This window comes from Streptomyces sp. NPDC048419 (assembly GCF_043200415.1).
Lineage (GTDB): Bacteria > Actinomycetota > Actinomycetes > Streptomycetales > Streptomycetaceae > Streptomyces.
Genome location: NZ_JBICXT010000018.1, coordinates 151,560 through 167,131 on the forward strand (window position 1 = coordinate 151,560; position 15,572 = coordinate 167,131).

Sequence of the window (15,572 nt, forward strand, 5' to 3'; positions counted from 1 at the left end):
GACTTCACTCTCCGAGCTGCCAGTACGTCGCCGGTTTCAGGTCGCCGCTCAGGGTGGCCTTGGTGCGGTAGCGGCGCATGCGGTCCAGGTCGATGTCGACGACGCCGACGCCCGGCTCCTTGCCGAGGTCCACCATGCGTTCGTCGCCGTCGACGAAGTCGAATCGTTCGGCCTCCAGGAACAGCGGGTCCGCCAGGATCTGGCTGCGGCCCATGTAGCCGAAGCCCGCGTACAGGTTGGTGCCGATGCCGGACGCGAAGGCGATGATGCATTCGGCGTCCACCGCCCGCACCGGCAGGCGCATGTTGGCCACGTAGGCGAACATCTCGGGGACCAGTGCGGAGCAGACGATGATGTCGACTCCGCGGCGGCAGTACTCGCGTGCGACCTCGGGGAAGTTGATGTCGTAGCCCTGCATGAGGCCGATGCGCCCGAACTCGACGTCGAAGATGGGGTATTGGGTTCCGCCGGAGAGGTAGCGGGCCTCCAGTTCGTGGCAGTGCACGCGCCGGTAGTGGCCGAGCAGGGTTCCCTGCGGGCCGGCCAGGACCGAGGTGCTGTAGTACTTGCCGTCGTCGCCGCGCTCCAGCAGGCCGGCCACGATGTGCGCGCCCGCCTGCTTGGCCTGTTCGCACAGGAAGTCGGTCTCCGGTCCGGGGATGGGCACCGACACGTCGGCGACTTCGAGGATGTTGCCGGAGGTGGAGAAGGCTTCGGGCAGGCAGATGAGGTCCGCGTGCTGTTCGACGGCCTCGCGGATGTAGTGCTCGGCGCGGCGCAGGTTCTGGGCGGGCTTGCCGAGTTTGGACTCCATCTGGACGACGGCGATCGTTGTCCCGGGCATCACGGGCTCACCGGCTCGAGGGGTCGCGAGGAGATCACCAGGCCGAGGTCCTCCTCGACCACCTGCCAGTCGGTCAGGCCGGCCTGCTGGAGCAGGTCGGCCGCCTCCTCGCGGGTGTACGCGGCCTGCAGCGAGCGCATGAACTCCTCGCCGCCCTCCTTGACGAACTGCAGGATGAAGGTGATGTGCCCTTCCTCGGCGTGCCGGTTCATGTCCTCGATGATCACGACGCCGTCGGGTTTGCAGATGCGGGCGCACTCCTTGAGCGTCTCCACCGGGCGGCGCCAGCGGTGCAGGGAGGAGAACGAGAAGACGATGTCGGCGGAGTCGTCCGGGAACGGCAGCCGGCTCAGCTTGGCCATCTCGAACTCGACGTCGCCGGCGCTGTTCGCCCACACGGCCAGGGTCAGGTTGTCCTCGGCGACGTCGACGAGGTTCTGGTTCTCCTCCACCCCGGACACGGCCAGTTCGGGCAGTTTGCCGGCCACGTGCAGGGACAGCAGGCCGGTGTTGAAGCCGACCTCGACCAGGTCGGTCATGCCCTCGCGGACGTGGGCCAGGATGCGGTCGCTGGGCCGCTGGTAGGCCATCAGGGCGGAGCGGCGCATGCCGAGGTCGTAGAAGCGCACCTTGTCGATGTCGTCGTGCGGGGACGGCTGCGGCACGCGGTCGCCGAGGTCGAGCAGCCGGGTCTCAGTGGTCATGGCCGACCTCCTCGGCCTGGGGCCGGCGGGTGATCTGCAGGGGGATCGGCTGCGAGGAGATGAAGTTGGAGATGTCCGCGCCCAGATGCTGCGGGTAGCGGCGGTACTCCGGTGAGTAGAACGCCTTGGAGATGTTGTCCAGGTAGTACCAGCCCTTGGGGCCGGTCACCTCGATGCCGTTCTCGTCGGCGGTGATCAGCTCCTTCTCGATCAGGTCGTCGATCTCGGCGCGGAACATCTGCGTGAAGTCGACGCCGTGGATGCGGCGGAACCGCTCGCGGTTGACCCGCCCGGCCTTGACGCCGAGGACCATCGAGCGGCGGATCGCCTCGGACTTGGTGATGTGCTTGCCCATGGAGATGGGCAGCCGGCCCTCCATCACGGTCTGGATGTAGCGGCCGATGTCGGGCTCGTTGAAGTACCAGTGGTCGCGCAGGTGCCCGGTCGCGGTGGGGCCGAGCGGGATGATGGGGATGTCCTCGCTCCACGACGTCTCGCCGTACTTGGGCTGGTAGCCGGGCTTGGCGAAGCAGTCGCCGTAGTAGCCCAGGAAGCCGTTCTTGGAGAGCTTGTCGGCGGCGAACAGGAACATTTCGTCGACGACGGCCTTCTCCGGGACCGGCGGCAGCTTCCGGCGCTTGGTGGAGACCTGCGCGAACTCCATGTACGTGTAGAAGGAGACGCAGGTGACGCCGAGTTCGATGGCGACGTCGAGGCTGTGCTCCCAGCTCTCCATCGTCTGCCCGTTGATGCCGTGCATCAGGTCGATGTTGATGTTCTCGAAGCCGCACCGGCGCAGCAGCCGGATGCTCTCCTTGAGCATCTCCGGGTCGTTGGGGCGGCCGATGTTCTTCAGTTCCTCCGGCACGAAGGTCTGCACGCCGAGGCTGATGCGGCGGATGCCGCGTTCCAGCAGGACGTTGGCCTTGCGCTCGCTGATGTCGACCGGGGTGGTCTCGATGGAGAAGTCGGCGTCCGCCTCGACGTTGAGGCTGCCGAACAGGTGGCCCAGCAGTTCGTCGAGCTGCGGTGCGGTCAGCGCGGTCGGGGTGCCGCCGCCGATGTAGCCGAGGGTGATGACGTGGTCCTGGATGTAGGGCCGGCCGGCGTAGTTGGTGATCTCCGCCTTGAGCGCTTCCAGGTAGGTGCGGGTCAGGTCCCGGTCGGTCTGGTGCTTGATGTAGGGGCAGCTGAAGCAGAGCCGGTTGCAGAACGGGATGTGGACGTAGACCCCCATCTGCTTGCGGGCGAACACCTCCTCCTCGTTCACCGGGACGTGCTTGGTCGGGTACTGCCTGACCCACTCGCTGTCGCGCTCGGGATATTCCTTCCAGAACGGCATGCTCGTGGTCGTGGTGGTGATGCTCATGCGAGGTCCCCCAGTTCGACTTGATCGACGATGGAACGGACGACGTCCGCCAGGGTGGGTTGGAAGTAGGACGCGGAGCGCAGCGCGAGGCCCGCGGCGTGGGCACGGGCGACCAGGGCGGCCAGCGTGTCTTGGTGGTCGCCGTCGGGAAGGTCGAGCTTCACGCCGTGCTCGACGGTGTGGACGGCACGGATCAGGTCGCCGGTGGTGGCCTGGTGTTCGGCCCAGGTGTGCAGCGGCGTGAGCTGGGCGTCGGTGAAGGCCTCCAGGATCAGGCTGGAGCGCTCGCCCCACCGGGTGACGGCGTCCAGCGAGGCGTCCTGGACCTGGTGGCCCTGGTGCAGGACCACCACCGAGTCGGCCAGCGCGAGGAGTTCGTCGCGGTGGTGGCTGGCGAACAGCACGCCGACGCCGTCCTTCTTCAGGCTCCGCAGCAGTTCCAGCAGCGTCTCGCGGGCCGTGGGGTCAAGGCCCGTGGTCGGCTCGTCGAGGATCAGCAGGTCGGGCCGGTGCGCGACGGCGCAGATGACGTGCAGCTTGCGCTGGCTGCCGCCGGACAGGGAGCGGACGTACTGGTGGCGGTACTGCGTAAGGTCCGCCAGTGCGATCAGCTCCTCGTAGCGGCCGGGGTCGGCCCGGCGGAGTTTGAGCTGGTGCTTGACGTACGTCTCCACGGTGACGCCGTCGGGCAGGTCCTTGGCCTGCTGGACGTAGCCGATGTGGCGGCTGACCTGGCCCCAGCGGCGGGCCGGGGTGCCGCAGATGCGGACCTCGCCGTCGGCCGGGTTCAGCAGGCCGGCGACCAGCCGGATCAGGGTGGTCTTGCCGGCGCCGTTGGTGCCGATGACGGCCACGCCCTCGCCGGCGGCCACCGCGAAGTCGACGGCGCGCAGCGTGAAGTCGGGGCTCACCCGGTAGGCGAGCCGGGAGACCGAGAGCACCGGTGTTGAGGTGCTGGTGGGGTCAGCCATGGCCGATCCTCCTGCGGAACGACCATGCGGCGATGCCGACGGCCAGGAACGAGTACGCCACCGCGAGGGCCATCGAGGAGGCGGAGGCCGAGAAGTCGGGCGAGGTGGCGGCGCGGAAGATCTCGACGTGCACCGCGAGCGGGAGCTTGGCGAAGACGTCGCCGAGCGTGCCGAGGTTGGTGAGCGGGAAGAAGATCCCGGCGAAGTACATGAGCGGGATGACGATGATGTTCACGACCGCCGGGAAGGAGATCTCGTTGGTGTAGGTGGCGACGAGGATGCCGAGTCCGGCGAAGGCCGTGCAGGCGGTGAGGAAGCCGAGCAGGAACAGCGGCAGCGACTCGATGCGGGCGTCGAAGACGCCGACGCCGAGCACGACCACCAGGACGAACTGGAACAGGCACTTGAGGACGACGCCGACGAGCCGGGCGAGCAGGAAGCCCGAGTAGGACAGCGGCGAGAGGATCAGGTCCTCGATGGTGCGGCGGTTGCGGTCGATGATGACCGTGTAGCCGACGGTGTAGGTGCAGCTGAACATGATCCCGGCGCCGATGATGCCGGGGAAGACGAAGCCGAAGTAGTTGGCGGCCGTCGGTGCCGGGCTGACCATCTGGTCGGTGGCCGCGCCGAAGGCCAGCACCATCGACACCGACGTCAGCAGCGTCGAGATCGCGAAGAGGCGGTTGTCGAAGAACTGCCGCATGTCGATGGCGACGAGTCCCAGGACGTCGCCGAGCCAGCTGGATTCCGGCTGCACACGTAGGGCCCTCATCGAGCGCGGCTCCCGTGGGTCGTGGTCCAGGTCGAGCGCAGGTCGCCGTGGAAGGGCAGTGCGGCGCGGGTCTTGCGCCGCCGGCGCCAGTGCACCTGCGCGTCGATCACCGTTTCGTGGCTGCCGGGGCCGGCCTCGGCGAGGATGTCCGCCTCCGGGTCCTGTCGGGCGTCCTGCACCAGACCGTCGACGATCATGCTGTGGCCGAGGTAGGTCATGTTCGCGAAGCGGTTCTCGCCGACGCCGCTGGCGAACACCAGCGCGCACTCGTTGTCGGCGGCCCGCGCACGGCAGATCGAGCGCAGCGGGTGCGAGAACGGGCCGAAGAGGTTCGCCACGCAGACGATCAGGTCGGCGTCCTGGGCGAGGCAGTGCCGGCTCGCCTCGGGGAAGCGAAGGTCGTAGCTGACCTGTAGGCCGATCCGCCCGACCGGTGTGTCGATGACCTCGCCCGGTGAGCCGGTGGAGACGTACGCGGACTCGCCCTCCCATACGCAGGCGCGGCGGTACCAGCCGAGCGGTTCGCCGGTGGGTCCGACGAGTACGGCGGCGTCGAAGACGTCGCGTCCGGACGACAGCAGCACGCCCGCGGCGATGTGCATGCCCAGGGTGCGCGCCTGCTCGGCGAGGAACTGCACGACGGGGCCGTCCTCGGCGCTCGCGTCGGTGCGCAGTGTGGGGAAGTTGAGGCCGGTGGCGAACGTCGCCGGCAGACACGCCAGGTCGCTCTCGCGTTCTCGGGCGGTGGACAGCAGTTTGGCGGCCCGCGCCAGGTTGTCCTCGCGCTGCCCGGGCTCGATCCGCATCTGCAGGGCGGCCAGCCGGGTGCCGGGGCCACGGAAGAGGCTCATCGCAGCGCCACCTCGGATGCGACGTGGGCGCGGGCCCGTTCCAGTACGGGCAGGAACTCGTCGATCATCTGGGTCGTCACGTGCCGGGTGACGACCAGGCGCAGGGTCTCGCCGAAGCGTTTGGAGGTGGAGACGATCCAGCCCCAGGACTCCAGCAGCTGCGAGATGCGGGTGGCGTGCTCCATCTTGACCACCACGATGTTCAGTTGCGGTTCGGTGGCCAACTCGTGCCCGGCCGCGCGCAGTTGGGCCACCAGGTGCTCGGTGACCTCGAAGTTGGTGCGGGTGATGGCCGTGAAGCCCTCGCGTCCCAGGTGCTCAAGGACCGCGTAGGTCGAGATGGCGGCGGAGCCGGGGCGGGTGCCGAGCAGGGTGTTGTGTACGGGTGTGTCGACGAAGAAGGAGTCGAAGGCGAAGCGTCCGGCGTCCTGGGCGCCCTTGAACAGGATGGCGCCGGCCGGGACGTTGGCCAGTCCGTACTTGTGCGGGTCGATGGTGATCGAGGCGACGCCGTCGACGGTGAAGTCGAACTGGGGCAGGTCGCGGCCCAGTTCGCGGGCGAAGGGGATGATGAAGCCGCCGGTGGCGGCGTCCACGTGCAGGTGCACGTCGTGTCCCACGAGTGCCGGTCCGATCTCGTCGACCGCGTCGACCACCCCGAACTCGCTGCTGCCCGCGGTCGCGACGACCGCGACGGTGTGCTCTCCGATGCGCCGGGCGACCTCGGCGGCCGGCAGCCGCAGGGCGTCGTCGACGGGGACGACGACGGGGGTGAGCCCCAGCAGGCCGAATATCTTGGTGAAGGAGAAGTGCACGGTGCTGCTGACGACGACCTCGGGCCGGTCGGTCAACCGGCCCCGGGCGCGCGCCGATTCGCGGGCGACCAGCATGGCGATCAGGTTCGCCTCGGTTCCGCCGGACACCAGGTTCCCCGATCCGCCGGGGTTGCCCAGCAGGTCGAGCAGCAGCCGGACGACCTTGCGCTCGATCCGCTTGGTGCCGCGGAAGATGCGCACGTCGCCGAGGTTGGTGTGCGCGGCGGCGGACGCCATCTCCACGCCCAGTGGGTGGGGTTGGGTGCAGATGGAGTTCAGCACCCGGTTCCACGGCACGTCGTCCGCGAGTTCCGTCGCGATCCCTGCTCGGACGTCGGAGGCGGGAAGTCCGGCGTTGCGCATCTCAGCTCCCCTGCACCGTGAGGTCGGCGTAGAGCTCGGTGCGGCGTGCCCACAGCCCGAACCAGAGCGTCTGCTGGAAGCGCAGGTCGGGTTCGCGCAGGTGGCGGAGCTTGGCGAGGTCCCAGGGGGCCTGCAGGATGACCTCGTCGGTGCCGGCCTCGGCGGCGAATCCCTCGGGCAGCGCCACGGCGCTGCCGCCGCCGCAGCGCGCGCTCAGTGCGCCGGCGAAGGCGACCGCGACGGTGTTGATGGTCGCGATGCCCCACACCGCGGCGCGCTGCGCGGCCTGCTGGGTGCCGTCGAGGGACCCGGCCACCAGCAGCAGGTCCGCGCCCGCCAGGCATTGGATGCGGGGCGGTTCGACCAGCCAGAAGTCGGTGCCGAGCAGCACGCCGACGTTGCCGTGGGGCGTCTCGACGACGGGGAAGTCGTCGCCGGTGCCGGTCGTCCCGTCGCGCAGGATCTCCCGCTCCACCTGGGCGCACGCCGATCCGTTCGGGTCCAGCAGCCGGGCCACCTGCACGAGGGCGCCGTCGGGCCGTTGCTCCGGCCAGGAGCCGGTGAGCACGTAGGTGCCCCGGGTCCGTGCGAGGGCCGTCAGGCGCTCCAGGCATCGCTCGCGCAGGTGCTCGGGCAGGGGTGAGGCGTCGTCGCCGGTGGTGAAGGCGTTCTCGGGCAGGACGACGAAGGTGGCGTCGTCGCTGACCCGGCTGTCCAGGTCGTCGAGGACGGCGGCGGCCGTCGCCTCGGGGGTCGCCCGGCGGGCGTGCTGGGCTACGAAGATGGTCACGGGCGGGTCCCCTCACTGGCACTGGTCGCGGCGGCGGCGGGTCGGCCCCGGTCCGGGCCGCCGCCCCCGGTCAGGCTCGCCCGCAGTTCCTCGGCGAGGTCCCGGTCGGCTCCGACGTACCGGGTGAGCAGCTTCTGGTAGGCGGCGGGCCTGCGCAGTTGCTGCCAGCGGTGGCCGTCGCCGCGTGCGGGCTCGTCGATGTCGACGACGAGCATCTCCGGCTTGTCGCTGCCGGCCTGTGCGATCACACCCTGGGGGAGGGTGACCAGGCTGGTGCCCGCGAAGTGGATCTCGACGAGCCGGTCCCCGCGTTTGCCGCGGACGACGCCGACCGAGCTGGCGTAGACGATGTTGACGTCGTTCAGGTACGCCGCGGTGCGCAGCGCGTTCACCATCAGCGGCTGGTTCTGGCCCAGCGTCCCGCCCGGCACGAAGATGGTCCGCGCGCCGGCCAGCGCCAGCATCCGGATGACCTCCGGGATCCAGAAGTCCGAGCAGACGGCGATGCCGATCTTCCCGAACTCGGTGGACATGACGCCGAGGGAGTCCGCCTGGCGGCAGACCACCATCTCGTTGCCGAACGCGTGCGCCTTGACGGCGTGTCCGGTGATGACGCCCTGCCGGTCGATCAGCAGGGACGTGTTGCGGTACATGCCGTCCTGCGTGTCCTCGACGATCGAGCCCAGCAGGATGTGCGTGCCGAGTTCGCGGGCCAGGGACTGGAAGCCGTCGACGACGGGCCCCGGGATCGGTGTGTCGGTGCGCCCCTTGAGGCCGTCCTGGCCCGGCATGTACCAGGGCGGGCCGAGCAGGAACTCGGGAAAGCACACCAGGTCGATGTCGCCGCCGCGGCAGACGTCCTCGATCGCCTGATGGGCGTTGCGCAGGCCGTCCTCATGGTCGTCGACCCATTGGGTCTGTACTACCGCTACCCTCATACGTCTTGTCTCCTCGGGATGCCACCGGTGGATCGGCCGCCGCGACCTCGCGCCGCGGCCGGATGCAGGTCATGACGTGGCGGTGCTCCAGTCCTTCGCGTCGACGACGGTGACCTCGGCGGCGACGCCGAGCGCGTCGCCGATCTCGCCGCGGATCGCCTGCGCCAGCGCGCCGCCGGCCGGCGCTTCCGCCTCGGTCACGGCGCAGGTCACGTGGAAGGCGCCGTCCTGGACGGTGCAGGCGAAGTGCGGTGTGAGCGCGGTCTGGCGGAAGGCGATCCGCTCCACGTCCACCGCCGAGATGAGGCCGTGGGGTCCGGGAAGGGCCGCGGCGGTGCTGCCGAGCGGGACCAGGACCCGGTTCGCGGAGCCGCAGTCGCATCCGCTCCCGGCCGCCCGCAGCTCGACGAGTTCGCCGGTCGGTGAGCCGTCCAGGAGCAGTTCGCCGCGCGGGTGGCCGTCGGCCTCGGCCCGCAGCCGGTGCTCGCACAGGTGCAGTGCGCCGTGCTCGCAGGGAACGGCCGCCGTCGGCGTCGCCGGTGTCCCGTACAGGGTGGTGGTCGTCGCGGCCCAGGTGGCGCCGATGCGATCGAGGCGCTCGGTGGAGCTGGCCTCCCCCACGCAGACGACCGTGCGGATCGTCGAGTCCTGCGGCCGCTGTCCGCGCGCGAGGGCGAGGCTCGCCAGCTCCGCGGCGAAGCTCGGCGCGCACACCAGGGCCGTCACCTGGTACTGCTCGATCAGGGCGAGCAGCCGCTCCATCGGGCAGATGGTCCTGCTCGTCCCGACGCTGATCACCGAGGCGCCGACCATCTCGATCACGCGGTCCATCTCGGCGCCGATGAAGGACAGTTCGTAGGGTACGGCCGAGACGACGACGTCGTCCTCGCCGAGCAGCCGGCCCAGTGCCAGGGTGAGGTCGATCTGGTTGAGGATCCACTCGTCGCGGCTCATCACGATGGCCTGTGTGGCGCCCGAGGCGTCGATGCGTTCGCCGTAGCGTGCGGGGAGGACATCGCGGCCGGGCGCCGCGTCGCGGGTGTCGCGAGGGTCGCCGGTGCCGCGGGTGGCGCCGCTGTCTTCCGTGTCGCCGCTGAGCAGGTGCAGGAACTGCTCGTAGTGGGTGGCGATGGGCGTGGTCGTCGTCACCTGGCCTCCGTTTCCCGGGCGAAGCGGCGCCACCCGTGCTCGTCGAGAGTGCTGTCGTCGCGTGCGGTGCGCAGCAGGGGCCGGCGTTCGGTGCCGGCGTCGATGTCGGCGTGGACGACCGTGGCCAGCACGAACTGGTGGTCGCCGATCTGGTAGCTCGACTTCACGGTGCAGTCGATCGTGCCGACGGCGCCGGACAGGCGGGGGCAGCCGTTGGCGGACGGCGTCCACGACAGGGTGTCGAAGCGACTGTCGGGCCTGCCCTGCGAGAACGCCTCGGCCAGGTCCCTCTGGTCCTCGCCGAGGATGTTGACGCAGAACCGGCCGGTGTCCGCGATGGCGCTCCAGCTGGTGCTGCGTGAGCGCACCAGGAAGCCGATCAGGGCGAGTTCGTCGGAGACGACGGTGAGCGAACCGATCACCAGTCCGTACGGGGTCGGCCCGCTCTGCCCGGGCTGCCGGGCCGTACCGGCGACCACCGTGACGGCGCGCGGCAGGAGGTCGCCGATGACGCCGAGGTCCGGTGGCGCGCTCGGCCGACCGTCCGCGGAGGGCGCGGGCGGGATCGCGGCGGGTTCCTCGTGCAGTCGGCGTACGAACTGGCCGGTCACGCTTGCCGGGTTGGCGGCGAGGTCCTCCGGGGTGCCGCTGTGGATCAGACGGCCGCCGTCGCGGCCCGCGCCGGGGCCGAGGTCGAGCACCCAGTCGGCGAGGGCGATCACCTTCACGTCGTGCTCGATGACCACGATGGTGTTGCCGGTGGAGATCAGCCGCTCGAACAGGGCCAGCAGGTGGCGGATGTCGGCGGCGTGCAGGCCGCGTGTCGGTTCGTCGAAGATGAACAGGGTGCGGCTGCGGCGCTGCTTGAGCAGTTCGCCCGCCAGGTTGAGGCGCTGCGCCTCACCGCCGGACAGGGTGGTGGTCGAGCAGCCGAGCTGCAGGTAGCCCAGGCCGAACTCGTTGAGCACGCCGAGCGCCTGGACGACCTTGGGGTGGTTCTTGGCGTCGAACCAGTCCAGTGCGTCCTCGACGGTCATCGACAGCACGTCGTAGATGTTCTTGTCGCCCAGCCGCACCTCCAGGACGTGGTCCTGGAAGCGGCGGCCGTCGCACTCGGGGCAGACGATGAACTCGCTCTTGAACAGGGTCATCTCGATCTCGGCCAGGCCGAGTCCCTTGCAGGCTTCGCACCGCCCGCCGGCGACGTTCGGGCTGAACTCGCCGCGTCCCAGGCCGCGTTCGACGGCGTCGGCGCTGGCGGCGAAGGCGTCGCGGACGTGGTCGCTGATGCCGATGTAGGTGGCGAGTGTGCTGCGGCTGGAGCGGCCGATCGGGCGCTGCTCGATGTAGATGACGTCGTCCAGGGCGTCGGCGCCGTCGATGCCGTCGCTTCCGGCCGCGGCGGCCGTCTTGCGCTGGGCGAGGGCCCGGGAGACCGCGTCGTGCAGGCCGGCCACCAGGGAGCTCTTGCCGGCGCCGGACACGCCGGAGACGCAGGTCAGTGCGCCGAGCGGGAGTTTTGCGGTGACGTCCACGACGTTGTTGCGGGTGATGCCGCGGACCTGGAGCCAGGGGGCGCCGGTGAGGTCGGGCTTCGCCCGTGCCGGCCCGCCGGCGAGCATCGCGGTCGCGGTCGGCGAGTCGGCGCGGTTGAGCAGGTCGGCGAACCGGCCCTCGAAGACGATCTCGCCGCCGCGGGATCCGGCGCCGGGACCCAGTTCGACGATCCAGTCGGCGGCGCGGATCACCGATTCGTCGTGCTCGATGAGGATGACGGTGTTGCCGAGGTCGCGCAGCCGCCGCAGCGAGGTGAGGATCTTGCCGGTGTCGGCCTCGTGCAGGCCGGCGGTCGGTTCGTCCAGGACGTACATGACGCCGGTCAGGTCGCTGGCCAGGTGCTGTGCCAGCAGCAGTCGTTGCAGTTCGCCGCCGGAGAGGGTGGTGACCGGCCGCTGCAGTTGGAGGTGGCCCAGACCGACGTCGTCGATGTTCGCGCTCTGTTTGACGATGGCGGAGGCGAGTTCGCGTACCTGCGCCGGCAGGCCGCCGGAGGAGAGTGCCTCACTCAACCGGGCGATGGAGCGGGAGAGTTCGTCGCTCTGGAAGTCGTGGAAGGTGTGCCCGGCCACCGTCGCCCTGAGCGATTCGGGGCGCAGCCTGCCTCCGTCGCACGCGGAACAGACCTCCCGTCCCAGGTAGTTGGCGAAGGCGTTCTTGCGGGCGGGCGTCGAGGCGTTCTTGTAGGCGCGTTCGAGGAAGCCCAGGATGCCCTCGAAGCGGAAGTCGTTGGTGACCTTGCGGATCTTGAGCGTGTAGATGGTGTCCGAGCCGTGCAGGACCCGCTCGGTCTGCTCCGGGTTGAGCTTCTCGAAGGGCAGGCCGAGGTCCAGGCCGATGTCCGCGGCCATCGCCTCGAAGGCCTTGCGCATGTTGGGCACGGCGAAGGTTCCGGGGTCGGCGCCGTCCCAGATCTCGGTGAGCGTCTTGGAGCGGTCCGGGATGATCTTGTCGAGGGAGAAGCCGACGAGTTCGCCGATGCCGTCGCAGGCAAGGCACTTGCCTTCCTTGCGGTTGGGGCTGAAGTGCTTGGCGGTGTGCGGTTCGGCGAAGCAGCCGCAGTCGTCGCAGAACAGGTCCGCTCCGGTCGGGCCGAGGCAGGCCGGGCAGACCGGCCGCGATCCGGCCCCGAACAGCAGCCGGTACAACCCGTCGAGGCCGGTGAGGGTGCCCACGGTCGAGCGGGGGTTGGTGGAGCCGCCGTCGCGCTGGCGCAGGGCCACCGGCGGCTGCGTTCCCGCGATCCGGTCGAACTGGTAGTCGCCGTCGCCCATGTCGAGGGACTTGCTGGACAGCGCACCCAGGTACAGCGTCTTGGAGTGTTCGAAGAGGGTGTCGATGACCAGGGAGGACTTGCCCGATCCCGAGACGCCCGCGGCGACGACCAACTGCCCCTTGGGGAAGGAGACGTCGACCGACTTCAGGTTGTGGGTCGTGACGCCCTCGAGTCGAATCCTGTCGAGGCTCATGTGGTGTCGCTCCGCCCTTCGACCAGTTTTCGGGCCTGGCTCTCGCAGCGCTCCAGGTCGGGATAGCGGGCGTAGAGCATCGAGCGGACCCGGGCGGGGTCACCGCGGTTCCACGTCTCGTAGAGCTCCTGGCGCATCCCGAAGCGGTCGACGACGAGGTCGGCGGCGAGCCGGAAGAGCCGGGCCTTGTCCTCGACCCGCATCTCGCGCCCGCACAGGTAGGTGTCCAGCACCGTGCGCAACTCGGGTGTGGTCAGGTCGGCTTCCGAGGGCTGCATGATCAGACCGGAGGCGCCGATCTGCCGGATGATCGCCGAGGCGCGGGTGGAGAAGCCGCCGGCGACGGCGTCGAGGGCGGCCGTCGAGCCGGGGGCGAGCAGTCCCGAGGGGGTGGGCCGGCTCTCGGCGTCGACGGCGGCCAGGCCGAGCCGCACGATCTCGACGTAGGAGGTGAGTTCGCCGAGCAGGTCCGTGACCTGGCGGAACTTGTCGACGCCGATCGACTGGGCGAGCAGTGAGGCGACGCCGAGCATGGAGCGCAGCCGGTGGTAGTAGCGCAGTTGGCCGGTGTAGAGCGACCACTTGTTCAGCTCACCGAAGCCGCGGACGGCCGTTGCGGAGTCCTCCAGCAGGAAGACGCGGTTCATCGGGATGAACACGTCGTCGAACACCAGCATGGCGTCCTGCTCGTCGTAGCGCGCGGACAGGCCCTCGGAGCCTTCGGTGTAGGACTTGCGGCACAGGACGCGCAGGCCCGGCGTGGCCAGCGGGGCGGCGAACCAGCAGACGTAACTGGGGTCCTCGCGCAGGTAGTTGGCGGGTGAGAGGTAGATGAGGACCTCGTGGGCGTAGGGCGCCAGGGTGGCGATCTGTTTGGCGCCGCGCACGACGATGCCGTCGGCGTCGCGCCGGATCACCCGCAGCCCCAGTTCCGGCCGCTCGGCGGGGGTCGCGGAGCGGTCGATCTGCGGGTCGCCCAGGCCGTGGGTGAGCGTGAGGTCGTTCTCGCGGCAGTAGTGGTGGTAGTTCTCCGCGTTGCGCCCGAACTCCTCGTCGACCTTGGCCAGTTCGTGCCGGAAGTCGTAGAGGCCGACCACGACGTTGGACATGAAGTCGGGCACCCGGGAGAGCTGGCCGTAGGAGGCCTCCGCCCACCGGTGGGAGTTGGCCCACTTGCGGCTCAGCTCGTCGCGGTCGGTCGGTGCCAGGTAGGACAGGCTGATCGGGTTGCCGGAGGTCTCCGAGCGGTACAGCATCGCCTCGGCGCGGTCGGGCTGGTGCTGGGCGTCGTAGAGGCCGGCCAGCGTGGACAGCATGGGCCGGAAGGCCGGGTCGCCGGTCACGTCGATACGGCGGCCGTCGCACCAGACCTCCCGCTCGTCCTTGAGGCTGGCCACGTACTCCGGACCGCGCCAGGCGCCTTGGGCGGGGCCGGGCGGCAGGGCTGCCTCGTCAGTTGGTGTGACGCCGTGGGAGGCGTCGGGTCCTCGGGTGGTCACCGTCAGCGCTCCTACGGGTTCCGCTCGGCCGCGCCGGACCGGAACGGCTGATAGCTCTGCTCCTGCACCTGGGGGAAGTACTCGCGGGTCGCCTCACCCACGAGCCGCATCAACTCGGAGTCCAGCGAGCTGGGATCGGTGATGAGCTTGGCCAGGGGTGAGTCCGGCACGGCGTTCGCCAGGCTGGTGCGGCGCGCCCTGTGGATCGCGGACAGGGAGTGCTGGGCGTTGGCCGCGTCCCGCATCTTGTAGACCGCCTGGGGCCCGTCCGGAATGCCGATCATGGACTTGGTGCCGCCGCTGCCCAGGCAGTTGCGGGGCATGTGCAGATGCTCATGCCGCCACTGCTGGTGGGCGGAGTGCAGCTGGAACGCCTGGTCGACCACGGTGTAGCGCAGCCAGGCCTCCGGGTCGTCGTGGCGGCGTGCGTCGATGTCCCGGACGGTCTCCTCCAGGGAGGAGGCACCGAGCGAGCCCAGCCAGGTCTCCAGGTCGTTCCACATGTGCTTGAACAGGTCCCGGAACATGTGCTGTTTGATCGACAGCGAGTGCGTGCCGCTCGCGGGTCCCAGATTGGTGCGGAACCCGTGGTACTCGCCGGTCGCCAGGTGCTCGGCCATCACCCGCTGCGCCTCGACCACCGGGTCGAGCAGCCAGCGGCAGGCCGTCAGGTGCTGTGCCGCCCGGCTCAGCTGCGATGCGCGGATCGCCCGGATGGCGACCTCGAGGTGGTCGTTGGCCTCGGCGCAGAGGATCTCCGGGATCTGGTGCAGGGCGACGAACTCGCCGTGCAGGGTGCCCGCGTTGAGCTCGGTGGCGGCGACCGCTCGTGCCAGCGTCTCGGCGGAGATCAGCTCGTCGGTGGCGCGGCCCACTCCGATGGGTACGGCGGTGAGGTCGCTCTCCCACTTGGTCGCGTCGTGGCAGCCGATGCGGATGCCGTGCAGCAGGCGGTACAGCGAGTCGTCGATGCTCTTGGTGGCGATGGTGGAGCGGGTCACCTTGGGTGCGGCGGCCAGCAGGGAGCCCTTGGCCGCGTCCTCCAGTCCGCGCAGGGCGTCGACGTAGGCCGCGTAGCCGGCGGTCTCGGAGATGCTCAGGGCCGTGGTGGCGGCACCGACGTTGGATCCGAAGACGCTGCGGACGGCGAACGTCACGGTGCCGAGCCTGCGCAGCAACCGGTGGAAGCCGACGGCCCATTGGACGTAGCGGGAGGCGGTCGGGACGTCGTCGGCGAGCACGCCGGCCTGGGTCCTGCCCGCCAGCCGGGCCAGGTTGAGCAGGCCCACCTCGGAGGCCTGGAAGATGGCGCACACCGTCGAGTCGTACGTGCCCTCGGGCACCCCTCGTGCCGCCCGCGCCTCGCCGAGCAGGTCGATGCGGTGCAGCTGGTCGTAGCTCTCGGCCACCGGCCCCAGTTCGGTCGTCTGCCGCCGGCCGGCGCAGGTGCCGGCTATCGCCGGATCGTCCGGGCATGACAT

General features: G+C 70.0%; 13 protein-coding genes. All 13 read right to left on the reverse strand.

Annotation, left to right across the window (positions count from 1 at the left end; all coding sequences use genetic code 11):
* Window positions 1-4 precede the first annotated feature (4 nt).
* The 13 genes from ACGFYN_RS32220 to ACGFYN_RS32280 all read right to left on the reverse strand — a co-directional run bounded on the left by ACGFYN_RS32220 (window position 5) and on the right by ACGFYN_RS32280 (window position 15,572).
* A complete protein-coding gene (locus ACGFYN_RS32220; RefSeq protein ID WP_393869439.1) occupies window positions 5-844 on the reverse strand; it encodes a carbon-nitrogen hydrolase family protein in 840 nt (279 codons plus the stop codon).
* Window positions 844-1,548: a class I SAM-dependent methyltransferase gene (locus ACGFYN_RS32225; RefSeq protein WP_393869440.1), complete on the reverse strand. Its 705-nt coding sequence runs from the start codon at window positions 1,546-1,548 to the stop codon at window positions 844-846. Before ACGFYN_RS32225 ends, ACGFYN_RS32220 begins: the two co-directional genes overlap by 1 nt.
* Window positions 1,538-2,917 carry a coproporphyrinogen-III oxidase family protein gene (locus tag ACGFYN_RS32230; protein WP_393869441.1) on the reverse strand — a complete coding sequence of 460 codons (1,380 nt, stop codon included), beginning with the start codon at window positions 2,915-2,917 and terminating at the stop codon, window positions 1,538-1,540. The genes ACGFYN_RS32225 and ACGFYN_RS32230 overlap by 11 nt, the downstream gene beginning before the upstream one ends.
* Entirely contained in the window at window positions 2,914-3,888 is a 975-nt protein-coding gene (locus tag ACGFYN_RS32235) for an ABC transporter ATP-binding protein (protein ID WP_393869442.1), read from the reverse strand. Before ACGFYN_RS32235 ends, ACGFYN_RS32230 begins: the two co-directional genes overlap by 4 nt.
* Complete coding sequence (locus tag ACGFYN_RS32240; protein ID WP_393869443.1) at window positions 3,881-4,660, reverse strand: ABC transporter permease; 780 nt, start codon at window positions 4,658-4,660, stop codon at window positions 3,881-3,883. Before ACGFYN_RS32240 ends, ACGFYN_RS32235 begins: the two co-directional genes overlap by 8 nt.
* Window positions 4,657-5,511 carry a carbon-nitrogen hydrolase family protein gene (locus ACGFYN_RS32245; RefSeq protein ID WP_393869444.1) on the reverse strand — a complete coding sequence of 285 codons (855 nt, stop codon included), beginning with the start codon at window positions 5,509-5,511 and terminating at the stop codon, window positions 4,657-4,659. Before ACGFYN_RS32245 ends, ACGFYN_RS32240 begins: the two co-directional genes overlap by 4 nt.
* Entirely contained in the window at window positions 5,508-6,689 is a 1,182-nt protein-coding gene (mfnA, locus tag ACGFYN_RS32250; RefSeq protein WP_393869445.1) for a tyrosine decarboxylase MfnA, read from the reverse strand. The genes ACGFYN_RS32245 and mfnA overlap by 4 nt, the downstream gene beginning before the upstream one ends.
* A gap of 1 nt (window position 6,690) precedes the next feature.
* Complete coding sequence (locus tag ACGFYN_RS32255; RefSeq protein WP_393869446.1) at window positions 6,691-7,479, reverse strand: carbon-nitrogen hydrolase family protein; 789 nt, start codon at window positions 7,477-7,479, stop codon at window positions 6,691-6,693.
* Complete coding sequence (locus ACGFYN_RS32260) at window positions 7,476-8,417, reverse strand: carbon-nitrogen hydrolase family protein (protein WP_393869447.1); 942 nt, start codon at window positions 8,415-8,417, stop codon at window positions 7,476-7,478. Before ACGFYN_RS32260 ends, ACGFYN_RS32255 begins: the two co-directional genes overlap by 4 nt.
* 69 nt (window positions 8,418-8,486) lie before the next feature.
* Complete coding sequence (locus ACGFYN_RS32265) at window positions 8,487-9,566, reverse strand: AMP-binding protein (protein WP_393869448.1); 1,080 nt, start codon at window positions 9,564-9,566, stop codon at window positions 8,487-8,489.
* A complete protein-coding gene (locus tag ACGFYN_RS32270) occupies window positions 9,563-12,592 on the reverse strand; it encodes a flavin reductase (RefSeq protein WP_393869449.1) in 3,030 nt (1,009 codons plus the stop codon). Before ACGFYN_RS32270 ends, ACGFYN_RS32265 begins: the two co-directional genes overlap by 4 nt.
* Window positions 12,589-14,091: a 4-hydroxyphenylacetate 3-hydroxylase family protein gene (locus ACGFYN_RS32275; RefSeq protein ID WP_393869450.1), complete on the reverse strand. Its 1,503-nt coding sequence runs from the start codon at window positions 14,089-14,091 to the stop codon at window positions 12,589-12,591. The genes ACGFYN_RS32270 and ACGFYN_RS32275 overlap by 4 nt, the downstream gene beginning before the upstream one ends.
* 11 nt (window positions 14,092-14,102) lie before the next feature.
* A complete protein-coding gene (locus ACGFYN_RS32280) occupies window positions 14,103-15,572 on the reverse strand; it encodes a hypothetical protein (protein WP_393869451.1) in 1,470 nt (489 codons plus the stop codon).